Below are 22,003 nucleotides of genomic sequence, written 5' to 3'. Positions count from 1 at the left end.
ATGAATCGCATATCGAAGATTGCCGTGCTCGCCAGCGCCGCAATTCTGCCCATGACCGGGGTCGGAACCGCTTCCGCCGCACAGGCTGCCACGACGGAAACCACGACCGCTTCAGCATCCATTCCTGACGGCTTCTTCAAGCCGGGCGCAAACACCGTCGTGAAGCGAACCGCATCCGCAGTGCCGGCACCCACCTCTTCCGCCGCCTCCGCCAGGGCCGGCTACTCACTCAAGAACATCAACGGGCCGAACGAGGTCTGTGGCACCACCAAGCTTCAGAAGACGAGCGGGGCCGGCAAGACGACTCTCGTCCTGACGGTTTCCAAGTCTGTTTCCGCGGAACTGAGCAGCGAAGTCGCGGTCGATGCCGAGGTGGTCTCCGCAAAGCTCGGGTTCAAGGTGACCGGCACCACCACGGTCGAGGACCAGACTCGCTACGAAGTACCCAAGGGGAAGTTCGGGTACATCGAGGCATACCCCCTGTACGACATGTACAACTTCAACGTCTACTATGGGGGCCACAACAAGGGGGCCAGCTGGGCAATGAGGCCGGTCGGAGTGTGCTTCAACCAGTGGACCGACTAGACCGAATAGACAGACGTCCCGAGACCAGGGAGAGCACCTATGACGCGGACGATTCGTTGTCTCATCGCCGGCGTCACAGTGGGACTCGTCTGTTCGGCTTGTACGGCACCAGATACGGGGAAAGCCGGCCCGTCCAGTCCCCCAGAAACAGCCGAATTGCTGAAACTCCCCACGGTCTCCGTGACGGGTGACCCCTTCGCCGAATTGGATGTCACTCCCCAAGAGCCCAGCCGGAGAGTGCTCGGCGAAGTGGACGCGGGCCGTGAACGGCTCATCGTGTATACCGAGGGGAAAAAGTGCGGACTCCTCGCCACCCCTTCGGGCACACATCGGAAACCTTCGCTGCAACTCCTCACTTCATGGCCGGAAAAGGCCGACCAGGGAAGTTCACGCCTGCCATTCGGCCCTTACCTGAAGACGTCCGGTTATGGGTCGGGTGACAGTCCGGCCTGGGCGGAACTCTCGTGCAGCAAGAAGGCCGTCGTCGTCAACTATTCATCTGTCGACGGCGGCAAGGAGATACGGCATACAGGATCGGTCTCGCTGTCCCGTTCCGAGGATGGAAAGTCGGTCTCTGTCGTCGTAGGCAAGGAGGGGAGCAGAAAGAAGATCCTTTCTGCGGCCCACTCCTCGTAGCGAAGTCAACGGGCTCCGTCGCAAACATGGCGACGGAGCCCGTCACGCTCCTGCGTCAGCCACTCAGACCTCGACGGCCAGCCCTTCCAGCCCCCGGATCACGAAGTTCGGTTTGCGCTCCGGCTCCGCCGCCAGACGCAGGGTCGGTGCCTTTGTCAGCAGGGCGGTCATCGACGCCGCCAGCTCGATACGGGCCAGGGGGGCGCCGATGCAGTAGTGAATGCCCGCGCTGAAGGAGATGTGCGGGTTCTCCGCACGGGTGAGGTCCAGGCGGTCGGGGTCGGTGAAGACCGCCGGGTCGTGGTTGGCGGAACCGAAGAGCATCGCGATCTCCGCGCCGCGCGGGATCACCGTGCCGTCGATCTCGATCTCGTCCAGCACCCAGCGCTCGAAGAGCTGCAGCGGGGTGTCGTAGCGCATCAGCTCCTCGATCGCCGACGGGACCAGGGAGTGGTCCGCGCGCAGGGCCGCGAGCTGATCGGGGTTGCGGAACAGCGCCCACCAGCCGTTGACCGTGGCGTTCACCGTGGCCTCGTGGCCGGCGTTCAGCAGGAGGACGGCCGTCGAGATCATCTCCTGCTCGGTGAGGCGGTCCCCCTCGTCGTACGCCGCGATGAGGCCGGAGATCAGGTCCTCGCCCGGCTCCTCGCGGCGGGCCGCGATCAGCTCCCGCAAGTACTCCGAGAACTCGACCGACGCACGGACCGCCTTGCTCGCCGTCTCCTGCGACGGGTTCAGCTCGTACATCCCGCAGATGTCCGCCGACCAGGGCCGCAGCTGGGCGCGGTCCGCCTCCGGGATGCCCAGCATCTCGGCGATCACCGCGACCGGCAGCGGCTCCGCGACATCCGTCAGCAGGTCGCCGCCGCCCTTCTCGACCAGCGCCGCCACCAGGTCCCCGGCCAGCTCCCGCACATACGGCTTCAGCTGCTCCACCGTGCGCGGCGTGAACGCCTTCGACACCAGCCGCCTGATCCTGGTGTGGTCCGGCGGCTCCAGGTCGAGCATCCCGTGGTCGTTGAGGACGTGGAACGGCTCGTGCTCCGCCGGCGGCGCCGTCCGCCCGAACTCCTCGTGCGTGAACCGGTGCTGGTAGGTCCGGCCGAGCCTGCGGTCGCGCAGCAGCGCCGAGACGTCCGCGTGGTGCGGCACCAGCCACTGGTTCGTGGGCTCGAACCAGTGCACCCGGCCCCGGCCGCGCAGGTCGGCGTAGGCGGGGTACGGGTCGGCCAGGAACGCCGGGTCCCAGGGGTCGAAAGCGAGGTCGGAAGGAGCTGCCATGCACGGACGTTAGACCGCGCTCCCCCTGTCTGACCAGGGGGCTATGCCGCGCCGAAATCGGGAAGCGTGACCGTGCCGTCCTCGGCGAGCGGGAAGCCCGGGTTGTGCGCGACCTCCCAGGCATGCCCGTCGGGATCGACGAAGGCGCTGGAGTAGAACCCGACCGCGTTGACCGCCGCGCGCTTGGTGACCGTCCCGCCGGCCCGCTCCACGGCCGCGAGCAGCGCGTCCACCTCCGCCTCGGACCGCACGTTGTGCGCGAGGACGATCCCGCCGAAGCCGTCGGCCTGCCCGGTCTCCAACCCGCAGTCCCGGGCCAGCTTCTCCCGGCCCCACAGCACCAGCCCCAGGCCGCCCGCCTGGAAGAAGACGGTCTCCTCGACCTCCTGCCCCCGCCAGCCGAGGGCCTCGTAGAAGGCCTTGGACCGGGCGAGATCGGAGACTCCCAGCGTGATCAGGGTGATGCGCTGTTCCATGCCCTCACGGTAGCCCCGGGCGCGTCAGCCCGGCGTGACCAACCGCGCCTCGTACGCGAACACCGCCGCCTGCGTACGGTCCCGCAGGCCCAGCTTCACCAGGATCCGGCTGACGTGCGTCTTGATCGTCGACTCGGCGACCACCAGCCGCTCGGCTATCTCCGAGTTCGACAGGCCCTGTGCGATCAGTACCAGCACCTCCGTCTCCCGCTCGGTCAGCTCCCCGTACGCCGCGTGCGCGGAGGACATCATGCGCGGGGCGTCGGACAGCTTCGAGAACTCCGTGATCAGCCTCTTCGTGACGGAGGGGGCGAGCAGCGCCTCGCCGGACGCCACCACCCGCACGCCGTCGGCGAGCTGGCGCGCGGAGGCGTCCTTCAGCAGGAAGCCCGACGCTCCGGCGCGCAGCGCCTGGTACACGTACTCGTCGAGGTCGAAGGTGGTGAGCACCAGCACCTTCGCCGAGCCGTCCGCCGCGACGATCTCCCGGGTGGCCTCGATGCCGTTCAGCTCCGGCATGCGGATGTCCATCAGCACGACGTCCGGCGAGAGTTCCCGCACCCGCTCCACCGCCTCGCGGCCGTTGACGGCCTCGCCGACGACCTCGATGTCCGGCATCGCGTTCAGCAGGACCGAGAAGCCCTCACGCACCATCATCTGGTCGTCCGCGATCAGCACGCGGATGGTCATGAGGCGTCCTCTGTCGTCGTCGTGACCGGCAGGAACACCGCCACCTCATAACCGCCGTCCTCCGTCCGGCCCGCCGTCATCTCACCGTTCAGCATGGAGACGCGCTCCCGCATGCCGGTGATGCCGTGCCCCGCCCCCGGTGAGGGCTTCACCAGGGCCGGCGCGGGAGGCGGGCCGTTGACTATGCGCAGGCCCAGACCGCCGAGGACGTACCCGATCTCGACGCGGGCGCTCGCGCCCGGCGCGTGCCGCAGGCTGTTGCTGAGGGCCTCCTGCACGATCCGGTACGCCGACAGCTCGACCCCGGGCGGCAGTTCGCGCACCGCACCGGTCACCGCCTTCTCGACGCTCAGTCCGGCGTCGCGGACGTTGGCCAGCAGCGCGTCCAGGTCGGCGAGGGTGGGCTGCGGGGCGTCCGGGGCCTCGTAGTCCTCGGCGCGGACGACGCCCAGGACGCGGCGCAGCTCGGTGAGGGCCGCCACCGCGTTCTCCCGGATGGTGGCGAAGGCCTTCTCCAGCTCCGGCGGCGGGTTCTCCACCCGGTAGGGAGCGGCCTCCGCCTGGATGGCGACCACGGACATGTGGTGGGCGACCACGTCGTGCAGCTCGCGGGCGATCGTCGTGCGCTCCTCCAGCAGCGTGCGCCGGGAACGCTCGTGCGCGGTCACGGTCTGCTGGGCGGTGACCTCCTGCCGGGCCTCCCTGCGGGTGTGCCAGACGGCGACGACGAGCAGGATCAGGGCGGAGAAGACCAGCATGGGGGCGGTGTCGTCGCCGTAGTAGAAGCTCGGACCGAAGACCACGTCCGCCACGAAGCCGTACGCCGCGGTGACGGCCCACATGTACGCGGCCGTGCGCGGCCTGGTGCGTATGGCCACGACCGTCAGCACGGTCAGATGGCAGGCGAAGCTCGCGGGCTGCCAGGGATAGCCGTTCAGGGAACTGCCGAAGACCTGGCTGACCGGGGCGGCCGCCATGGACAGCCAGAACGCTCCGACCGGCCGCATCATGGTGAGCAGGATCGGGATCACGGTGAGCGGACCGAGCAGCACGGCCTCGCGCTCATTGTCGACGGTGGCCATGAGCAGCGTGAACAGGGCGGCCGCGGCGATCACGGCGTGCGGTGTCCAGGCCGCGTACTCCCGCAGGCGGCCCGGCAGCCGCCGGGTCAGCGGCCCGTCGACACTCATCCGCGGCATGGGGCGGTAGGCGAAGGCGTCGTGGAACAGGTCCTGCCGCAGCCCGTGCAGGGCGTCCGCGGCCAGCCGGACCTCCGGGCTGCGCGGCTTGGCTCCGTCCCCCGGTGGCGGTGTCTGCATGTGGGTCGTCTCGGTCACGTACAGAACGGTAGGCGCAGGGCCGGGTCGCGGTCGTCACCAGTGAGAGGGGTCCTTGCGGGTCCCTCTCAAGTACTACGGGCCCGAACCACTCACTCGTCGACGACGTACGCCCCCGCCACCGCAGCCGCATGCGCGGCCCGCGCGGCGCGCTCCGCGGCGGGGGCGTCGGGAACCACACCGGTCGTCAGCAACTGGTAGTAAAGGGGCGCCGACACCGCCCGTACGACCGCCTCCGCGTCCGTCCCGGCCGGCAACTCCCCCCTGGCGACGCCCTGTTCCACGCACGGCGCCCACTCCGCCACCCGTACCTCGTAGAACCGGCGGAGCGCCTGCGCCGTACGTTCGTCGCAGGTCGCCGCGGCGATGACGGCACGGAACAGCGCGCCCTGCCGGGGATCCGCCAGGGTCCGCCGGACGAGTGCCGCATTGGCCCGCAGGTCCCCCAGCACGGAACCGGTCTCCTCCCGCGGCAGCGACTGCTCGGCCATGTCACCGAGCAGGTCGGCCACCAGCGCCGTCACCGACCCCCACCGCCGGTACACGGTCGTCTTGCCGACCTCCGCGCGCCGGGCGACATCCGCGAGGTCGAGGCCGTCGAAACCCTGCTCCGCCAGCACGTCCCCGGCCGCCCGCAGCACGGCCGCACGGACACGCGCGGTACGCCCGCCGGGACGCAGGGTGCCGGGTTCGGCGGACATATCGGCCTCCTTGGTGCACGGACGGTGCGCATGCGCGGTGCGTTGCCAGCGTAACGAGACCGCAGAACCGTTTATCCCCTCACCCTGCGTGACATCCGCGTGTCCGCGCACGTCACCCGCCTGGTACCGTCCCCGCCAACGGCCGAGTTCCCACCTGGTCCGCCACTCCCGCTTCCGTCCAAGTCCCTTTACGTCGCTGAGAGGTTGGAGCATGCCCGACGACGCCGCAGCAGCCCGGGCCGCCGCAGAGGAGGAGTCGGCGTTCTCGCACCCGCCCGTCGACCCCGACGCCATCGCCTCGTACGGTGACCACCCCGACCAGGTGATCGACTTCTATGCCCCGCGCGGTGAGACCGGTCCGGGGGGCCCGGCCCCGCTGGTCGTCCTGCTGCACGGCGGGGCGTGGCGGGCGCCGTACGACCGGCGCCATGTCACGCCGTTCGCGGACTTCCTGGCGCGGCGCGGATTCGCCGTGGCCAATGTCGAGTACCGGCGGGGGGCGGCGGACGACGCGGCTGCCGGCCGCAATGGGGCCGGTCCGGGCGAGGGCGGCCCGGTCGCCGGACGCTGGCCGCAGACCTTCGACGACGTGGCCGCCGCCGTGGACGCGCTGCCCGCACTCGTTCGGGAGGCGCTCCCGCAGGCCGACCCGCGCCGGACCGTGCTCACCGGCCACTCCGCCGGCGGTCACCTGGCCCTCTGGGCGGCGGCCCGGCATGTCCTCCCCCCGGACTCCCCGTGGCGCACCGACCGCCCCGCACCCCTGCGCGGGGTGGTGGCCCTGGCCCCGATCGCCGACTTCACGGTCGCCGACAAGCTGGACGTCTGCGGGGGCGCCGTGCGGCAACTCCTCGGCGGGACCGTGGAGTTCGCCGAGCGCCGGCCCTACGCCGACCCCGCGCTGCTGCTCCCGACCGGCATCGCGACGACCCTCGTCCAGGGCCGCACCGACGATGTCGTTCCGCACGCGGTCGCCGACTCGTACGCGGACGCGGCGGCGAAGGCGGGGGAGGTCGTCGGGCTGACGCTGCTGGAGGACGTCGGGCACTTCCCGCTGATCGATCCGGCGGCGGACGCGTGTGCGGTGGTGGTGGAGGAGATCGCGCAGTTGGCCTGGTGAGCGTGGCCTGGTGGGCATGGCCTGGTGAGCGGTCCCGTACAGGGCGGCCCCCTTCATACCCGTAATACCTGAGAGCTACGTCGCAGGTGAGCTCCCTGGCGTGACGCGGACGACGCGCACGGATCCGTAACTTCCCATCCAGACAAGCCCGATGGCCGGGCGGACGGGGAGGGACACGACCATGGGGCGTACGACGGGGGCAGCGGAGGCGAGCACGCCGGACAAGACGCGCGCACCGCTGACGGCGCGGACGGCGGACGAGCCGGAGAAGACGCCCCGCCTCCGCAGAACCCGCCGCATCCGAGGGCGCCGGGCCCTCCTCGCCGCCCTGATCACCGGCGCCGTGGTGGTACCGCTGTCCGGCGCCGCGCGCCCCGAGATCCCCGCTCCGGTCCCGGCCGCCCTCGCGACGGTGACGGCGGCGACGCTGGACGAGGCGTACGCGGCCAACCGCGCCAACGCCGGCGAGGCGTCCCGTATGGCGGCGGCCCACGGCAACCGGGAGCGGGCCGCCGCGGACCGCGCGATGGCCGACGCGAACCGGCACTTCCTCGCCTTCGACGGCCGGGGCCCCGGCCTCGCGACGGAGGTCTTCGGCGACCTGGCCCACGCCGACCGCATCGCGGTCCTCGTCCCCGGCTCCGACACGTCCATCGACACCTACGACCGTTTCCGCGACGCCGCCCGCGCCCTGCACGGACGGCTCACCCGGGAGGCTCCGCAGGGCACCACCACGGCGGTCGTGGCCTGGCTCGGCTACGAGACCCCGGGCACGGTCAGCACCACGGTCACGACGACGGGCCGAGCGGAGGAGGCGGCCCCGAAGCTCCGGGAGTTCATACGGCAGCTGCGCGCCCTCACCGACGACGAGCCCAACGGGCCGGCCGGCCAGAAACCGCGCATCTCCCTCCTGTGCCACTCCTACGGCTCGGTGGTCTGCGCCCGTGCGGCCTCCCTCCTGGACGTGGACGACCTGGTGCTGGTCGGCAGCCCCGGCACCGGCGCGGACACCGCCGCGGACCTGCACACCCCGGCCCGCGTCTGGGCGGCCCGCGGCGGTGACGACTGGGTCGCGAAGGTTCCGCACATCAAGGTCGACCTGCTCGGCACGACCGTCGGCTTCGGCACCGACCCGATGTCCCCCTCCTTCGGCGCCCGCGTCTTCACGGCCGGCGACGGCGGCCACAGCGACTACTTCAGGCCGGGCTCGACGTCCCTGGCGAACCTGACCCGCATCGTCCTGGGCGACACCTCGGAGGTGACCCATGACTGAGCCCACGCATGAGACCACACATGAGCCCCCGCATGAGCCCACGCACGAGCCGAGGCCCGAGCCCGCGCACGCGTCCAGGTGGAAGGGCATTCGCCGGGCCGCCGCCCGCGTCGACGCCGCCACCCCGGCCGAGCGCGACCGGGCGGTCGACGCCCTGCGCGCCTTCGCCATCCTCGGCGTCGTCCTGGGCCACTGGCTGGTCACGGCGCTGGTGTCGGACGGCGGCGGAGCGGACCTGCACACCGCGAGCCCGCTCCACTCCATGCCCTGGCTGGCCCCGATCTCCTGGGTCTTCCAGACGCTCGCCGTGTTCTTCCTGGTCGGCGGTCATGTGGCGACGCGTGGCTACACCTCGGCGCGAGCACGCGGCACGACTTACGGGCGGTGGCTGACGTCCCGTCTGTCCCGCCTGCTAAAGCCGGTGGCGGCCGTCCTCACCCTGTGGACGGTGGCATCGGTCCTGCTGCTCCTCTCCGGCACGAGCACGGACACCGTCCACACGCTGCTCAAACTGGCCCTGTCCCCGCTGTGGTTCCTCCTGGTCTTCGCCGCGCTGACGGCGGCGACGCCGCTCCTGGTGCGCCTCAACCCCCTCTGGCCGCTGGCCGTCGTCCTCCACGTGGACCTTCTCCGCTTCGGCCTGGGCGCGCCCGCCTGGCTCGGCTGGGTGAACGTGGCGGCCGGCTGGCTCGTGCCGTACACCCTGGGCGCGGCCTGGACCCGGGGCGAACTGGAGCGCCGGCGCGCGGGCTGGATCCTGCTGACCGGCGGGGCGGCGGCGACGGCCGCGCTGGTCGCCTGGGCGGGCTACCCGGCCGCCATGGTCGGCGTCCCCGGCGCGGGGATCTCCAACCTGAACCCGCCGACGCTGGCCGCCGTCACGTTCGGCCTCGCCCAGTGCGGCCTGGCGCTGCTCCTGCGCGAGCCACTGCGCCGCGCGATGCGCCGCCCCGTGGCCTGGGCCGCGGTGGCCCTGCTCAACCTCTCCGCCATGACGATCTTCCTCTGGCACCAGACGGCCTTGATGGCGACCACGGCCACGGGCTTGCTCGTGGGCCGGCTCCCGGGCCTGCACACCCTCCCCGACAACCTGCTCTGGGTGGCGGCCCGCCTGGCCTGGCTCCCGGTGTTCACAGCAGCTCTGGCGCTGTGCTGGACGACGTTCCGCGGCTACGAACAGGGCCCGCGGCGCCCGACCGGCCGCCCGTCCCGCGTGGTCCGGTCACGGCCGGCCCCGCGCAGCACCGAAGCGGAGGCGCACCACCATGCCTAGGGTTGGCCCTGTGACGGAAACGGGGATCCAGCACGCGTTCACGAGGCGAGTCCGGCGCTGGCTGCGGGTACTGCGCGAGGACCTGTGGACCGCCCGGTCGGATCCGTTGCCGCCCTCCACGTGGCTGCGCTGGCTGCCGCACGGAGTGCTGTGCATCGTCGCGTTCGGGGTCACCTTGGGCGCCGTGGCACAACTGAGGGACAACGGCGGGGTGGGCGGCCAGCTCGCCTTCCTGATCGGGCTCGCGCAGGGCGGTGCGGTGGTCCTCGCGCTGTGGCGGCCTGTGCCCGGGTGGTGGCTGTCGATGGCGGCCATGGTGGCGGGTGCCGTCGAGGTGCGCCGTCACCTGCTGGCCGGCAGCGCGCACGACTTCACCTGGCCCTGGTCGGCGGCCGGGATCATCGGGCAGATGGCGGTGCTGCTCCTGCTCGCCCTGCGGGTGCGCACCCGTGTGTCCCTCGAAGCGCTGGCCCTGACCGCGCTCGTCACCTACGTCATCCAGGGACTGTGGGGGGCGGGCGGCTACCAGCCCACCGGGGTGCTCGCGATCATCCTGTCCGCGGTCGTCGTGCTCCTCGGCATCGCTCTGCGCGGCCGTCGCGAGGCGCGCGCGGAGCTGAGGCAGCAGGCCACGCTGACGGCCGAGGAGAGGGCCCGGCGCACCCTGCTGGAGGAGCGCAGCCGTATCGCCCGTGAGCTGCACGACGTGGTCGCCCACCACATGTCGGTGATCTCCATCCAGGCGCAGGTCGCCCCGCACCTGGTGGAGAACCCCTCGGAGGAGTTGCGGGAGAACCTCGCCGGCATCCGGCAGAACGCCCTGGACGCGCTCACCGAACTGCGCCGCGTGCTGGGCGTCCTGCGCTCCGAGAGCAACGGGAGTCCCGCAGACCCCTACGGCCTCGGCGAAATCGGCAGCGGAGCCGCCCCGGACGCCCCCCAGCCCATGCTCGACCGGCTCGGCGCCCTCATCGAGAACACCCGTGCCGCGGGGCTGGACGTCGTCACCGACATCAGGGGCGAGGCTCACTCGTACCCGACGGGCGTGGAGCTGTCCGCGTACCGGATCATCCAGGAGGCGCTCAGCAACGCGCTGCGGCACGCACCGGGTTCCGAGGTGCGCGTCGAGATCTCGCACGACTACCACGGTCTGCATCTGGGGGTCGTCAACTCCCGTCCCCAGCAACGCGTTCCGCGCTCCCCAGGTGCGGGGCACGGTCTGCTCGGCATGCGTGAGCGTGCGGCTATGCTCGGCGGCCATCTCACCGCGGCCCCGACCCAGCACGGCGGTTTCGCGGTCTCGGCCTTCCTCCCGCGGGACGACACCCCGGCCGCTCCCCACCCCTGACGCCTCCCGACGCCTCACCACCCTGACAGGAGAACCGACCCCATGACGAGCAGCCCCATCCGCGTGCTCATCGCCGACGACCAGCAGATGGTCCGGCAGGGATTCAGCGTGCTGCTCAACACCAAGCCCGACATCGATGTGATCGGCCAGGCGGTCGACGGCCTGGACGCGGTCGCGAAGGTCGCCGAACTCACCCCCGACGTCGTCCTGATGGACATCCGCATGCCCGAACTCGGCGGCATCGAGGCCACCCGCCGCATCACCACCGCGACACCCCACATCAAGGTGCTGGTGCTGACCACCTTCGACCTCGACGAGTACGTGTACGAGGCGCTGCGCGCGGGCGCCTCGGGCTTTCTCCTCAAGGACGCCTCCGCCGACCAACTGGCCGAGGCGGTACGGATCGTGGCAGGGGGCGACGCGCTGCTGGCGCCCGGTATCACGCGGCGGCTGATCGCCGAGTTCTCCCGGCTGGACAACCGGCCCCGCGCCCCGCTCAAGGACCGCGTCGGCGATCTGACCGAACGCGAGACGGAGGTCCTCGCCCTGATCGCGCAGGGCCTGTCGAACGCGGAGATCGCCGAACGCCTCGTCGTCGCCGAGCAGACCGTGAAGACCCACGTGGGCCGCATCCTGGTGAAGCTGGGGCTGCGGGACCGGACGCAGGCGGCGGTGTTCGCCTACGAGTCGGGGCTGGTGCGGCCGTCCGGGTACTGAGCCGGGCGGTGCCCATGGACACATGGAGACCGCCCGGCGCCACCGTGGCGCTAGCCCAGGAGATCCCCCAGCACCCGAGCCGCCCGCTCCACGTCCGCGAACCCGACGTACAGCGGCGTGAAGCCGAACCGCAGCACATCGGGCTGCCGGAAGTCGCCCACGACCCCCCGCCCGATGAGCCGCTTCATGACGTCCCCGGCATCGTCGCACCGCAGGGCCACCTGACTCCCCCGCTCGTCATGGGCGACCGGAGTGAGGGACTCCACGCGCCCCTGACCCACATACGCCTCGACGCACTCCAGGAAGAAGTCCGTCAGCGCGAGGGACTTGGCCCGCACCGCCTCGATGGACACGCCCTCCCAGACCTCCAGCGCCGCCTCCAGGGCGAGCATGGAGAGGATGTCCGGCGTGCCGACGCGACCGCGCAGCGCGCCCGTCGCCGGCTCGAAGGAAGCCCGCATGCCGAAGGGCTCGGCGTGCGAGTTCCAGCCGGGCAGCGGGGAGTCGAAGCGGTCCTGGAGGCCGTGGCGGACGTACAGGTACGCCGGTGAACCCGGGCCGCCGTTCAGGTACTTGTAGGTGCAGCCGACGGCCAGGTCCACGCCGTGCTCGTCGAGCCCCACCGGCAGCGCGCCCGCGCTGTGGCAGAGGTCCCAGACGGCGATCGCGCCCGCGTCGTGCACGGCGGCCGTGAGGGAGGGCAGGTCGTGCAGCCGGCCGGTGCGGTAGTCGACGTGGTTCAGCAGCACGGCGGCCGTACGGTCGCCCAGCGCCCGAGGCACCTCCCCGGGCACGACCGGCCTGAGCGTGCACCCGGTCATCCGGGCCGCCGACTCGGCGATGTAGCCGTCCGTGGGGAAGGTGGTCGCGTCGACGAGTATCTCGTCCCGGCCCTCTCCCGCCATCCGCACGGCCGCGACAAGTGCCTTGAAGACATTGACGCTTGTCGAGTCGCCGACCACGATCTGCCCGGCCGCGGCACCCACCAGCGGGGCGATGCGGTCACCGATCCGTTCGGGCGCGGTCCACCAGCCGCTCTCGTCCCAGGAGCGGATCCGCAGCTCGCCCCACTGCCGGCGCACGACGTCCTCGACCCGGCCGGGGACGTTCGCGGGCAGCGCGCCCAGCGAGTTCCCGTCGAGGTAAACAACGTCGTCGAGCACGAACTGCTTGCGGACCGCGGCCAGTTCGTCGGCCGCGTCCAGCGCCCCGGCCTTCGACGCGAACTCAGACATGGGACCTCGCCGTCCACAGCTCCGGGAAGACGTTCTTCTGCGCGCGCTTCTCCAGCCAGGCCACCCCGGCCGAACCGCCCGTGCCGGCCTTCGCGCCCATCGCGCGGCGGGTGGCGACCAGGTGGTCGTTGCGCCAGCGCCACACCAGCTCCGCGACATCGGTCAACGCCTCGCCCAGGCGGGCGAGTTCGGAGTTCTGGTCGCCGGAGTAGATCGCGGTCCAGGCGGCCTCGACCGCCTCCGAGGGCTCGTACCGCTGCGAGACGTCGCGCTTCAGCACGGCCGCGGGGATCGCACAGCCGCGCCGGGCGAGGAACCGCAGCACCTCGTCGTACAGGCTCGGCTCGTGCAGCGCCTTCTCCAGCTCCGCGTGGACCCGCGGGGCGCCGCGGTGCGGGACCAGCATGGACGCGGACTTCTCGGCGAGCAGGAACTCCATCCGCCGGTACATCGCCGACTGGAAGCCGGAGCCCTCGCCGAGGGCGCTGCGGTAGGCGTTGAACTGGGCCGGCGTGAGCTGGCCGAGCGGCTTCCAGGAGGAGTTCAGGGCCTCCAGCTCCCGCACGGAACGCTTCAGGGCGTCGATCGCGACGCCGACGCGGTCCTCCCGCAGGGCGTGCGCCGCGGTCTCCCACTCGTGGACGACGACCGTGAACCACAGCTCCATCACCTGGGTCGTGACCAGGAAGACCATCTCGCCGGGGTCGTCGGAGAGGGTGTGCTGGAGGTGGGTGAGCACGTCCGCCTTGACGTAGTCCTCGTAGGGCGTCGTGCCGGCGAAGTCGAGATTGGGGGTCTCGGGCTCCTGGGTCGCCGCGGACGTCTCCTCGGACGTCCCCACGGCCTGGTGAGCCTGCTGGGACATTGCTGTCTCCTGTGTAACTCCGGGTAGCGGTCCGCCCTGCCGTTATCGGCAAAGGGGCCCCGGTCCCCACCCGGCATATTCCGGGATCGCCCCGGACATCGCAAGGCCCGCCCTGGTCACATCGATCGCATCGAACGCATCGACCGGGGCGGGCCACGATGACACTCCGGGACGCTCCGGCTAGCCCAGCGTCTGGGCCGCCGTCGGCGAGGAGTCCTTCAGGAACTGGGTGCAGCGCTCGTACTCCTCCTGCTCGCCGATCGCTCCCGCGGCGCGGGCGAGGGCGTGCAGGGCACGCAGGAAGCCACGGTTCGGCTCGTGCTCCCAGGGGACGGGGCCGTGGCCCTTCCAGCCGCCTCGGCGCAGGGCGTCCAGGCCGCGGTGGTAGCCCGTACGGGCATAGGCGTACGACTCCACGACGCTGCCCCGCTCGAACGCGTCGTCGGCCAGCTGGGCCCAGGCCAGCGAGGACGTCGGGTACTGCGCGGCGACATCGGCCGGGGCGGTCCCGCCGGCGAGCAGCTCACGCGGCTCGGGGTCGTCGGGGAGGTGGGTCGGGGGCGGGCCCCCGAGGAGGTTTTCGTGAATTCCCATGCCTCCCAGTCTGGCCCATGGGGCACCGGCCCCCTTGATCGCGCCAGTAGGGTCGTCCCGTGAGTAACGAAGACATCACGCTGACCGCGGGCGACGCGGAGGCGGTCGTGCTGCCGGGGAACGGCGGGCGGGTCGGGGGGCTGCGCGTCGCGGGGACGGAGGTGCTGCGGCAGGGGGATCGGTTCGGGTGCTTCCCGATGGTGCCCTGGTGCGGGCGGATCCGGGACGGGCGGTTCCTGGACGGTGCCGTGGTCCGGCAGATGCCGCTCAACGCCCCGCCGCACGCCATTCACGGCACCGCGCGGGACGGCGCCTGGAAGGTCGCCCGGGTCACGAGTGACGAGGCGGTCATCACGTACGACCTGGTCGACCCCTGGCCCTACCCCGGCCGCGTCACGCAGATCGTGCGCCTCGCCGAGGACAGTCTCACCCTCACCATGTCCGTCGAGACGTACGAGACGTCCTTCCCGGCCCAGATCGGCTGGCACCCGTGGTTCAACCGGAACCTCGGCGCAGAGGACGTACAGCTCGATTTCAGCCCCGCATGGCAGGAGGAGCGCGGCGACGACCACCTGCCCACCGGCAACCGGATCGACCCGCGGCCCGGCCCCTGGGACGACTGCTTCGGCATGCCCGGCGGCGTCGACGTCACGCTCACCTGGCCGGGGCAGCTGGAGCTGAAGGTCGCCAGCCGGGAGGAGTGGGTCGTGGTCTACGACGAGCAGGACGCCGCCGTGTGCGTCGAGCCGCAGAGCGGGCCGCCCAACGGCCTGAACAGCATGCCCCGCCTGGTCACGCCGCTGGAGCCGCTCGAGGCCACGACCGTCTGGAGCTGGCGGCGCCTCTAAGCTGGGCGGCATGACTGACGTACGCGGCGAGCTGCTGCAGCAGATCAAGGACAAGGCCGTGGTGCACGGCAAGGTGACCCTGTCGTCGGGCAAGGAGGCCGACTACTACGTCGACCTCCGGCGCATCACCCTCGACGGCGTGGCCGCCCCGCTGGTGGGTCAGGTCATGCTCGATCTGACCGCCGACATCGACTACGAGGCCGTCGGTGGTCTGACGCTCGGCGCGGACCCGGTGGCGACCGCGATGCTGCACGCCTCCGCCGCCCGCGGGAAGGTGCTCGACGCCTTCGTCGTACGCAAGGCGGGCAAGGCCCACGGCCTCCAGCGACGCATCGAGGGCACCGAGGTCAAGGGCCGCCGTGTGCTCGCCGTCGAGGACACCTCCACCACCGGCGGCTCGGTGCTGACCGCCGTGGAGGCGCTGCGCGAGGCGGGCGCGGAGGTCGTCGCCGTCGCCACGATCGTGGACCGGGCGACGGGGGCCGCCGAGGCGATCGCCGAGCAGGCCGGGGTGCCGTACGTGTTCGCGTACTCCAAGGATGACCTGGGCCTCGACTGAGTTATCCACAGGTTGGACACGGGGGCGGGACCATCCGGCCAAGTCTGGAAAGATGGGGCCGACGACGACGTCACACCCCCCATAGGTCTAGGTCAGGGCCGTAAGAAAAACGCAGTAACGCTGTACGTCAACCCGCACACTCAAGGAGCGGACAGATGCCCATCGCAACCCCCGAGGTCTACAACGAGATGCTCGACCGGGCGAAGGCAGGCAAGTTCGCCTACCCGGCCATCAACGTGACCTCCTCCCAGACCCTGCACGCGGCCCTGCGCGGTTTCGCGGAGGCGGAGAGCGACGGCATCATCCAGATCTCCACGGGTGGCGCCGAGTTCCTGGGCGGTCAGCACAGCAAGGACATGGTCACGGGCGCCGTCGCCCTGGCCGAGTTCGCGCACATCGTCGCCAAGAAGTACGACATCACCGTCGCCCTGCACACGGACCACTGCCCGAAGGACAAGCTCGACGGGTACGTGCGTCCGCTGCTCGCGGTGTCGGAGGAGCGCGTCGCCCGCGGCGAGAACCCGCTGTTCCAGTCGCACATGTGGGACGGCTCCGCCGAGACCCTCGCCGACAACCTCTCCATCGCGCAGGAACTGCTGGAGCGCGCCCGCGCCGCGAAGATCATCCTCGAGGTCGAGATCACCCCGACCGGTGGCGAGGAGGACGGCGTCTCGCACGAGATCAACGACTCGCTGTACACGACGGTCGACGACGCCATCCGCACGGCGGAGGCCCTGGGCCTGGGCGAGAAGGGCCGCTACCTGCTCGCCGCCTCCTTCGGCAACGTCCACGGCGTGTACAAGCCGGGCAACGTCGTGCTCCGTCCCGAACTGCTGAAGGAGCTCAACGAGGGCGTCGCCGCCAAGTACGGCAAGGCGTCCCCGTTCGACTTCGTCTTCCACGGCGGCTCCGGCTCCACCGAGCAGGAGATCGCGACCGCGCTGGACAACGGCGTCGTCAAGATGAACATCGACACCGACACGCAGTACGCCTTCACGCGTCCGGTCGCCGACCACATGTTCAAGAACTACGACGGTGTCCTCAAGGTCGACGGTGAGGTCGGGTCGAAGAAGACCTACGACCCCCGCACCTGGGGCAAGCTCGCCGAGGCGTCCATGGCCGCGCGGGTGCTCGAGGCCTGCTCGAACCTGCGCTCGGCCGGCACGAAGATCAAGTAACCGACGGCAGCCGACGGCCCCACAGCCGTCTTCCGCGAGCCGGGTGCCACAGCACCCGGCTCGCTGTATACCTGGGGGCATGCCCGACGTCCGGCTGGCCTCACCGCAGGGCAAGTGGATCCTGCTCACCACCGTCCTCGGCTCCAGCATGGCGATGCTGGACTCGACCGTCGTCAACGTCGCCCTCCCACGCATCGGCCGCGATCTGGACGCCGACCTCGCCGCGCTGCAGTGGACGGTCAACGCGTACATGCTCACGCTGGCCGGGCTGATCCTGCTGGGCGGTTCGCTGGGGGACCGGTACGGGCGGCGCCGGATCTTCGTCGTGGGCGTCATCTGGTTCGCGGCGGCCTCCCTGCTGTGCGGCGTCGCCCCGAGCGCCGGGGTGCTCATCGCCGCCCGGGCGCTCCAGGGGGTCGGCGGGGCCCTGCTCACACCGGGGTCCTTGGCCCTGATCCAGGCGTCCTTCCATCCCGACGACCGGGGGCGGGCGGTCGGCCTGTGGTCGGGGTTCGGGGGCATCGGTGCGGCGGTCGGCCCGTTCCTGGGCGGCTGGCTGGTGGACGGCCCGGGCTGGCGCTGGGTCTTCCTGCTCAACGTCCCGCTGGCGCTGCTCTGCGTCCCCGTCGCTCTGCGCCATGTCCCCGAGTCGGGGGACGGACGCAAGCACGGCCGCTTCGACGTGCTCGGCGCGACCCTGGGGGCCCTGGCCCTCGCCCTGGTGACGTACGCGCTGATCGAGGCGGGCTCGGGCTCCCTCGCCGTCGTGCTGACCGCGGTCGCGGGGGTGGCCGCGGGCATCGCCTTCGTGGTCGTCGAGAAGCGCCGCCCCGACCCGATGATGCCGCTCGACATCTTCGCGTCCCGGCAGTTCTCGGCGGTCAACCTCGTCACCCTCTGCGTCTACGCGGCCCTCGGCGGTTTCTTCTTCCTCGCCGCGCTCCAGCTCCAGGTCGTCTCGGGCTACTCGGCCCTCGGCGCCGGTACGGCACTGCTCCCGACGACCGTCCTGATGCTGCTGCTGTCCGCCCGCTCCGGCGCCCTCGCCGACCGCATCGGACCGCGCATCCCGCTCACCGTCGGGCCCCTGCTGTGCGCGGCCGGCATGCTGCTGATGCTGCGTGTGGGCCCGGACGCCTCGTACGTCGCCGACGTACTGCCCGCCGTGCTCGTCCTCGGCTTCGGCCTGGTCACCCTGGTCGCCCCGCTGACCGCCACCGTCCTCGCCTCGGTGGACGTCGCGCGGGCGGGCCTGGCCAGCGGCATCAACAACGCGGCGGCCCGCGCGGCGGGGCTCGTCGCCGTGGCCGCGCTGCCGCTGCTCACCGGGATGGGCCCGGAGGCGTACCGCTCACCCGACGCCTTCGACGACGCGTTCGGCCGGGCGATGCTGCTGTGCGCGGGTGCGCTGGCGGCCGGATCGCTGCTCGCCTTCGCGACGGTACGGCGCCCGCCACCGGACTGCACCCGCCCCGAGTGCCGCACCCACGGTGGCGTGACAGCACCACCACTGGAGGGACGACCGGTGCGGCGCAGGGTGCCGTAGACGCCCAGAACTCAGCGCGGCCGCACCCGCGCCGAACCAAGCTCAGCGTCGCCGCCGCAGCATCCGCCCCACCACGATCGCCGACGCCAGGACCAGCGCCGCCGCGGGTGCCGCCCAGCGCAGCGTGGAGCCGGGGACCACCGTCTGCGGGGCGGGGACCGGTGCGTACCGCCCGCGCGGGGGCGCGTGGTCCACTTCCTCCGCGCTGCGGCCGATCATCGTCCGGCGGGCGTGGGCCGCCTCGGCGACGGGCGGTTCGTCCCCGGTCTCCTTCGGCGCGGGTTCGTTCTCCTCCGGCACCGGGTCCAGCGACGACGGCGGTACCTCGGTGTCGAAGACGGACGCGGAGTCCGTGCTCTCCGCGGAGCCCGCCTCGTGCCGGGGCTCCGGCGCCGGCGCGTCATCGGCGTCCGGCGTCGTCTCGAAGTCACTGGTCACCCGCGCCTCGAACTCTCCGGGCGCCAGACCCTCCTCCGTGACCTCAGCCTGCTCCTGTGCCGCCGCCCCCAGGTTCTCGGAGAAGCGGTTCAGCAGGCGCGTCACGGCCGTCCCGACCGCGTCCCCCGGCAGCTCCGACACGCGTCCGTCCGCGGAGGCCGACCCCTCGAACCGCACCGTGGTGCCGCCGTCCGCGTCCAGGAGCCGCACGGTGAGCGCGAGCTTGACCGAGCCGGTGCCGCGCGCCTCGGTCGCGTCGCCCTCGATGGCGTACGCACCGTCGTCCTGCGCGGTGAGCCGTACAAGCCCCCGGTACGTGATCGTGTGACCGCCGATGCGCAGCTTCAGCCGCCCCGCGACGGGCTCGGCGCCGGCGTCCTGCTGGAGCCCGGGGACCGCCCGGGCGACCCGCACGGGATCGGCCAGCACCTCCCTGAGCCGCTCGGCCGGAACCGGAACGAACACCTCATGCTCCATGCTGAGCGAGCCTACCCAGCATGGCGTGAAGTGCACCCGCACATCCGGCGATTCTCACCGCCCCGCGCCACGCCGGGCGTATCCTCCCCAGCCCTCCCCGCCCCCTCCTGCCTCAATACCGCGGATGCACCAGCGTCGACGCCCCCACTCCCCCGACCCGCATCCCCTCCGCCGCCCGCGCATCCGCCGCCAGCCCCTCCCGCGTCAGCGTCCTCAGCCGCGGCGCCCCCCGCCCCTCCCCCGGCCGCAGCGCCGGACGATGACCGCGGCCGGCCAGGATGAAGCCCCAGTCGTGCGGCGTGCGCGTCGGGCCCGCCGAGCGGTCGGGGCCCGGTGTGAAGCCGGAGTCGTGGCCCGTGACGCGGTACGGGGCGGTGCGCAGGCCCGCCGCGCGCAGTGTCGCGTCGACCGTCCAGAAGACACGGGGGCGGGCGGAGACCGGCCCGGCGTGGACCGCCAGGCGGCCGTGCGGCGTCAGGGCGCGGCGGACGAGGCCGTAGAACTCCTGGGAGTACAGCTTGGTGCTGGCCGTGATGCCGGGGTCGGGCAGGTCCGAGATCACCACGTCGTACGTCGCGGGCGGCGCCGCCCGCAGCCGGCGGAACGCGTCGCCCGTCATGACGTGGACGCGGTTGTCGTCGTACGCATGGCCGTTGAGGCGGGCCAGCGGAGGATCCCGGCGCGCCAGCCGCACCACCCCGGCGTCGGCCTCGACGATGTCGACCCGGTGCACCCCGGGATGGCGCAGCACCTCGCGCGCCGCCAGCCCGTCCCCGCCGCCGAGGATGAGCACGCGCGAGTGCTCGCCGCTCATCGCGGGGTGGACGAGGGCCTCGTGGTAGCGGCGTCCGTCGCGGCCGCCGACGCGGAGGCGGCCGTCGAGGAAGAGGGCGAGCGGGCGGCCGTGCGTGCCGCCGGTGATGACGACCTCCTGGACGTCCGTCTGGACCGCCACCCGTACGTCCCGCCCGTACACCGCGTGCCGTGCCGCTCGTTCGAAGTCGTCGACGAGTACGGCGGCCGAGGCGAGGAGGCCGAGCACCGTGAGGTTGGCGATCACCAGCAGCCAGCGGGTGCGGCGGGTGAGGTCCCCCCGGAAGAGGCCGAGGACCAGCGCGCCGCCCGCGACGGCGTTGACCGCGCCGGTGATCAGAGCCGAGGTCAACTGCCCCAGCAGGGGCAGCAGGAGGAACGGGAAGGCCAGGCCGCCGACCAGTGCGCCCACGTAGTCCGCGGCGAACAGATCCGCCACCGCGCCGCCCGCGTCCTGCCGCCGGATGCGCTGGATCAGCTCCATCAGCAGCGGTACCTCGGCGCCGATCAGCAGGCCGATGGTGAGGGAGAAGGCGACGAGGAGGGCGCGGGGGCCGTCGGCCCACATGCCGCCCCAGTCGCCGGTCCAGGCGAAGACGGCGTACAGGGCGAGCGCGCTGCAGCCGCCGACGAGGGCGAGGACGGCCTCGATGGCGCCGAAGCCGGCCGCGGCGAGCGGGCGCAGGCGCTTGGCGACGAGGGAGCCGATGCCCATCGCGAAGACCATGCAGGACAGGACGACGGAGGCCTGGGTGACCGAGTCGCCGACCAAGTAGGAGGCCAGGGCCACGAGTTCGAGTTCGTACACGAGTCCGCAGGCGGCACAGACGAAGACGCCCAGGAGGACCAGGAATCGGCCTGTGCCCGGCCGCACCGGAAGCCGCGGGGGGCCGGCCCAGGGGGGCGGGGCACCGGGCGGGGCGGGCGCGTGCGGCTCGATCACGCTGCCGACGGTACGTTACGGCACGGGCACGCTTCGTCACCCACACGTGTGTTGTTGAGGCGGGAGACGTTTGTGTCCACGAACGCGGGACGGGCCGAGGTTGACCTCCGCCCCCTGGGCGGCACTTCCGGTCACCCTCACCCCCACCTTCGTGCGCGTGGCCACCAACTGCCCGTCCTGCGGGTAGGCGTGCCAGGTCCGCCAGTGCACCTGGCCCTCGTGGTGCTGGGCGAGCATCGCCGTGAAGGCGTGCGGGCTGCCGGGGAACACGCCGGCGAGGCCGTGCGGATGGTCGGCGACCAGGGCCAGCAACTCCTGGGCGCGGCCCGCGAACTGACCCGGTGACAGGATCTCCACCCGGGCAGCGAACTCGTACTCCCAGTCGCCCACCCGCTTGGCCACCCCGAGCGGAAGGGGCGTACTGCTGCCGGGCATGCAGGCCACCGTCTCCGAGCAGTCACCCCGGTCCTCCTCCAGCAGCACCTGATGGGACGCACCGAGCAGTCGCAACTGGAGCTTCGCTCCAGGAAGTTCGAGGTCCAGCATGGCCAGTGCGGGCAGCGGCTCCCGCCCGAGGGCCCAGGCGAGGTCGGCCGCGCGCGTGTCGGTATAGGAGGTCTTCAGGGTCGTGAGCATGGGTCGGCTCCGCTAGCACGCAAAGAAAGGGGAGGTGTCGGTCTCCGGCGCCCCCCGGCCGACACCGGGAGTCGGCCCGGTCAGCCCAGTCGGCCGGTCAGAAGGGGTGTCCGCGGGACGTCCGAGGGGCTGCGTTGGTGAAAATTACTGAATCATGAACGGTGGCGCCGCCACAGCGTTTTTACCCAAGTTCGTAGGGTTTCCATCCCTCAGAGGGCTTATCAGCTCAACTGTTCAACTCCGGCGTGCGCCGGGGCGCACAGGCGAACGCACGGGAGACAGGAAAAGGAACAGGAAAGCGGGGCCGGTCCCAGGCACCGGCCCCGCTCCGTCCGGATGCGGTTCCCCCTCGGAGAGCTCAGCTGCCCCGTGTCAGCTGCCTCCGCCACCACATCCGCCCCCGCCCCCGCAGGACGACCCGCCTCCGCATGACG

Annotated in this window: 22 protein-coding genes; 11 read left to right on the top strand and 11 right to left on the bottom strand. The window is 71.8% G+C overall.

Translation table 11 applies throughout. From position 1 onward, the window contains the following. Entirely contained in the window at nucleotides 1-585 is a 585-nt protein-coding gene (locus ACIBU0_RS08125; RefSeq protein WP_398813377.1) for a hypothetical protein, read from the top strand. 39 nt (nucleotides 586-624) lie between these two features. Next, the gene (locus tag ACIBU0_RS08120) at nucleotides 625-1,221 is read left to right on the top strand and encodes a hypothetical protein (protein WP_398813374.1); all 597 of its coding nucleotides are present in this window, start codon (nucleotides 625-627) and stop codon (nucleotides 1,219-1,221) included. A gap of 63 nt (nucleotides 1,222-1,284) precedes the next feature. Here ACIBU0_RS08120 and ACIBU0_RS08115 read toward each other — a convergent pair whose 3' ends face one another. The 5 genes from ACIBU0_RS08115 to ACIBU0_RS08095 all read right to left on the bottom strand — a co-directional run bounded on the left by ACIBU0_RS08115 (nucleotide 1,285) and on the right by ACIBU0_RS08095 (nucleotide 5,706). After that, a complete protein-coding gene (locus ACIBU0_RS08115) occupies nucleotides 1,285-2,502 on the bottom strand; it encodes a cytochrome P450 (RefSeq protein ID WP_398813371.1) in 1,218 nt (405 codons plus the stop codon). Between the two features lie 41 nt (nucleotides 2,503-2,543). Continuing rightward, the gene (locus tag ACIBU0_RS08110) at nucleotides 2,544-2,978 is read right to left on the bottom strand and encodes a VOC family protein (RefSeq protein ID WP_398813368.1); all 435 of its coding nucleotides are present in this window, start codon (nucleotides 2,976-2,978) and stop codon (nucleotides 2,544-2,546) included. Between the two features lie 24 nt (nucleotides 2,979-3,002). Next, a complete protein-coding gene (locus tag ACIBU0_RS08105) occupies nucleotides 3,003-3,668 on the bottom strand; it encodes a response regulator (RefSeq protein WP_398813365.1) in 666 nt (221 codons plus the stop codon). Further along, nucleotides 3,665-5,005 (bottom strand): sensor histidine kinase, encoded by a 1,341-nt coding sequence (locus ACIBU0_RS08100; protein WP_398813362.1) that lies wholly within the window; start codon nucleotides 5,003-5,005, stop codon nucleotides 3,665-3,667. Before ACIBU0_RS08100 ends, ACIBU0_RS08105 begins: the two co-directional genes overlap by 4 nt. A 92-nt stretch (nucleotides 5,006-5,097) precedes the next feature. Further along, complete coding sequence (locus ACIBU0_RS08095; RefSeq protein WP_398813359.1) at nucleotides 5,098-5,706, bottom strand: TetR/AcrR family transcriptional regulator; 609 nt, start codon at nucleotides 5,704-5,706, stop codon at nucleotides 5,098-5,100. 211 nt (nucleotides 5,707-5,917) lie between these two features. Here ACIBU0_RS08095 and ACIBU0_RS08090 point away from each other — a divergent pair, with 211 nt between their 5' ends. The 5 genes from ACIBU0_RS08090 (at nucleotide 5,918) to ACIBU0_RS08070 (ending at nucleotide 11,437) form a co-directional block, all read left to right on the top strand. After that, nucleotides 5,918-6,826: an alpha/beta hydrolase family protein gene (locus ACIBU0_RS08090; protein ID WP_398813356.1), complete on the top strand. Its 909-nt coding sequence runs from the start codon at nucleotides 5,918-5,920 to the stop codon at nucleotides 6,824-6,826. Between the two features lie 181 nt (nucleotides 6,827-7,007). Continuing rightward, complete coding sequence (locus tag ACIBU0_RS08085; protein WP_398813353.1) at nucleotides 7,008-8,099, top strand: alpha/beta hydrolase; 1,092 nt, start codon at nucleotides 7,008-7,010, stop codon at nucleotides 8,097-8,099. Between the two features lie 88 nt (nucleotides 8,100-8,187). Further along, the gene (locus ACIBU0_RS08080; protein ID WP_398814010.1) at nucleotides 8,188-9,372 is read left to right on the top strand and encodes an acyltransferase; all 1,185 of its coding nucleotides are present in this window, start codon (nucleotides 8,188-8,190) and stop codon (nucleotides 9,370-9,372) included. Next, nucleotides 9,365-10,720 (top strand): sensor histidine kinase, encoded by a 1,356-nt coding sequence (locus ACIBU0_RS08075; RefSeq protein ID WP_398813350.1) that lies wholly within the window; start codon nucleotides 9,365-9,367, stop codon nucleotides 10,718-10,720. Before ACIBU0_RS08080 ends, ACIBU0_RS08075 begins: the two co-directional genes overlap by 8 nt. Nucleotides 10,721-10,762: 42 nt before the next feature. Then, nucleotides 10,763-11,437, top strand: coding sequence for a response regulator (locus tag ACIBU0_RS08070; RefSeq protein ID WP_398813347.1), 675 nt, complete (start codon nucleotides 10,763-10,765; stop codon nucleotides 11,435-11,437). 50 nt (nucleotides 11,438-11,487) lie between these two features. Here ACIBU0_RS08070 and kynU read toward each other — a convergent pair whose 3' ends face one another. The 3 genes from kynU to ACIBU0_RS08055 form a co-directional block, all read right to left on the bottom strand. Beyond that, a complete protein-coding gene (gene kynU, locus ACIBU0_RS08065) occupies nucleotides 11,488-12,672 on the bottom strand; it encodes a kynureninase (RefSeq protein ID WP_398813344.1) in 1,185 nt (394 codons plus the stop codon). Further along, nucleotides 12,665-13,537 (bottom strand): tryptophan 2,3-dioxygenase family protein, encoded by an 873-nt coding sequence (locus ACIBU0_RS08060; RefSeq protein WP_398813342.1) that lies wholly within the window; start codon nucleotides 13,535-13,537, stop codon nucleotides 12,665-12,667. Before ACIBU0_RS08060 ends, kynU begins: the two co-directional genes overlap by 8 nt. Nucleotides 13,538-13,717: 180 nt before the next feature. Beyond that, on the bottom strand, nucleotides 13,718-14,131 hold the full coding sequence (locus tag ACIBU0_RS08055) for a DUF3151 domain-containing protein (protein WP_398813340.1): 414 nt from the start codon (nucleotides 14,129-14,131) through the stop codon (nucleotides 13,718-13,720). A gap of 59 nt (nucleotides 14,132-14,190) precedes the next feature. Between ACIBU0_RS08055 and ACIBU0_RS08050 the strand changes: the two genes are divergently transcribed. From ACIBU0_RS08050 to ACIBU0_RS08035, 4 genes are all read left to right on the top strand, one after another. Continuing rightward, nucleotides 14,191-14,979: an aldose 1-epimerase gene (locus tag ACIBU0_RS08050; RefSeq protein ID WP_398813337.1), complete on the top strand. Its 789-nt coding sequence runs from the start codon at nucleotides 14,191-14,193 to the stop codon at nucleotides 14,977-14,979. 10 nt (nucleotides 14,980-14,989) lie between these two features. Continuing rightward, on the top strand, nucleotides 14,990-15,538 hold the full coding sequence (pyrE, locus tag ACIBU0_RS08045; protein WP_398813334.1) for an orotate phosphoribosyltransferase: 549 nt from the start codon (nucleotides 14,990-14,992) through the stop codon (nucleotides 15,536-15,538). Between the two features lie 155 nt (nucleotides 15,539-15,693). Further along, nucleotides 15,694-16,716: a class II fructose-bisphosphate aldolase gene (gene fbaA / locus ACIBU0_RS08040; protein ID WP_398813331.1), complete on the top strand. Its 1,023-nt coding sequence runs from the start codon at nucleotides 15,694-15,696 to the stop codon at nucleotides 16,714-16,716. A 79-nt stretch (nucleotides 16,717-16,795) separates the two neighbouring features. Next, the gene (locus ACIBU0_RS08035) at nucleotides 16,796-18,262 is read left to right on the top strand and encodes an MFS transporter (RefSeq protein ID WP_398813328.1); all 1,467 of its coding nucleotides are present in this window, start codon (nucleotides 16,796-16,798) and stop codon (nucleotides 18,260-18,262) included. A 42-nt stretch (nucleotides 18,263-18,304) separates the two neighbouring features. On the opposite strand, the gene ACIBU0_RS08030 is transcribed toward ACIBU0_RS08035, so the two are convergent. From ACIBU0_RS08030 to ACIBU0_RS08020, 3 genes are all read right to left on the bottom strand, one after another. Continuing rightward, the gene (locus ACIBU0_RS08030; protein ID WP_398813325.1) at nucleotides 18,305-19,177 is read right to left on the bottom strand and encodes an SRPBCC domain-containing protein; all 873 of its coding nucleotides are present in this window, start codon (nucleotides 19,175-19,177) and stop codon (nucleotides 18,305-18,307) included. Between the two features lie 112 nt (nucleotides 19,178-19,289). Then, a complete protein-coding gene (locus ACIBU0_RS08025; RefSeq protein WP_398813322.1) occupies nucleotides 19,290-20,933 on the bottom strand; it encodes a polyamine aminopropyltransferase in 1,644 nt (547 codons plus the stop codon). Nucleotides 20,934-20,969: 36 nt separating this feature from the next. Then, entirely contained in the window at nucleotides 20,970-21,569 is a 600-nt protein-coding gene (locus ACIBU0_RS08020; RefSeq protein WP_398813319.1) for a DUF2617 family protein, read from the bottom strand. Nucleotides 21,570-22,003 lie beyond the last annotated feature (434 nt).

It is taken from the genome of Streptomyces sp. NPDC049627 (genome assembly GCF_044465645.1).
Taxonomy (GTDB): Bacteria; Actinomycetota; Actinomycetes; order Streptomycetales; family Streptomycetaceae; genus Streptomyces.
Note: the sequence above shows the minus strand (reverse complement) of the source record. Positions and strands in the feature narration are given on the sequence as shown.

What these genes read in the sequence shown, in the direction of transcription:
- ACIBU0_RS08125 (WP_398813377.1), top strand. Translation starts at nt 1, where the DNA reads ATGAATCGCATATCGAAGATTGCCGTGCTCGCCAGCGCCGCAATTCTG.
- ACIBU0_RS08120 (WP_398813374.1), top strand. Translation starts at nt 625, where the DNA reads ATGACGCGGACGATTCGTTGTCTCATCGCCGGCGTCACAGTGGGACTC.
- ACIBU0_RS08115 (WP_398813371.1), bottom strand. Translation starts at nt 2,502, where the DNA reads ATGGCAGCTCCTTCCGACCTCGCTTTCGACCCCTGGGACCCGGCGTTC.
- ACIBU0_RS08110 (WP_398813368.1), bottom strand. Translation starts at nt 2,978, where the DNA reads ATGGAACAGCGCATCACCCTGATCACGCTGGGAGTCTCCGATCTCGCC.
- ACIBU0_RS08105 (WP_398813365.1), bottom strand. Translation starts at nt 3,668, where the DNA reads ATGACCATCCGCGTGCTGATCGCGGACGACCAGATGATGGTGCGTGAG.
- ACIBU0_RS08095 (WP_398813359.1), bottom strand. Translation starts at nt 5,706, where the DNA reads ATGTCCGCCGAACCCGGCACCCTGCGTCCCGGCGGGCGTACCGCGCGT.
- ACIBU0_RS08090 (WP_398813356.1), top strand. Translation starts at nt 5,918, where the DNA reads ATGCCCGACGACGCCGCAGCAGCCCGGGCCGCCGCAGAGGAGGAGTCG.
- ACIBU0_RS08085 (WP_398813353.1), top strand. Translation starts at nt 7,008, where the DNA reads ATGGGGCGTACGACGGGGGCAGCGGAGGCGAGCACGCCGGACAAGACG.
- ACIBU0_RS08075 (WP_398813350.1), top strand. Translation starts at nt 9,365, where the DNA reads ATGCCTAGGGTTGGCCCTGTGACGGAAACGGGGATCCAGCACGCGTTC.
- ACIBU0_RS08070 (WP_398813347.1), top strand. Translation starts at nt 10,763, where the DNA reads ATGACGAGCAGCCCCATCCGCGTGCTCATCGCCGACGACCAGCAGATG.
- kynU (WP_398813344.1), bottom strand. Translation starts at nt 12,672, where the DNA reads ATGTCTGAGTTCGCGTCGAAGGCCGGGGCGCTGGACGCGGCCGACGAA.
- ACIBU0_RS08060 (WP_398813342.1), bottom strand. Translation starts at nt 13,537, where the DNA reads ATGTCCCAGCAGGCTCACCAGGCCGTGGGGACGTCCGAGGAGACGTCC.
- ACIBU0_RS08055 (WP_398813340.1), bottom strand. Translation starts at nt 14,131, where the DNA reads ATGGGAATTCACGAAAACCTCCTCGGGGGCCCGCCCCCGACCCACCTC.
- pyrE (WP_398813334.1), top strand. Translation starts at nt 14,990, where the DNA reads ATGACTGACGTACGCGGCGAGCTGCTGCAGCAGATCAAGGACAAGGCC.
- fbaA (WP_398813331.1), top strand. Translation starts at nt 15,694, where the DNA reads ATGCCCATCGCAACCCCCGAGGTCTACAACGAGATGCTCGACCGGGCG.
- ACIBU0_RS08035 (WP_398813328.1), top strand. Translation starts at nt 16,796, where the DNA reads ATGCCCGACGTCCGGCTGGCCTCACCGCAGGGCAAGTGGATCCTGCTC.
- ACIBU0_RS08030 (WP_398813325.1), bottom strand. Translation starts at nt 19,177, where the DNA reads ATGGAGCATGAGGTGTTCGTTCCGGTTCCGGCCGAGCGGCTCAGGGAG.
- ACIBU0_RS08020 (WP_398813319.1), bottom strand. Translation starts at nt 21,569, where the DNA reads ATGCTCACGACCCTGAAGACCTCCTATACCGACACGCGCGCGGCCGAC.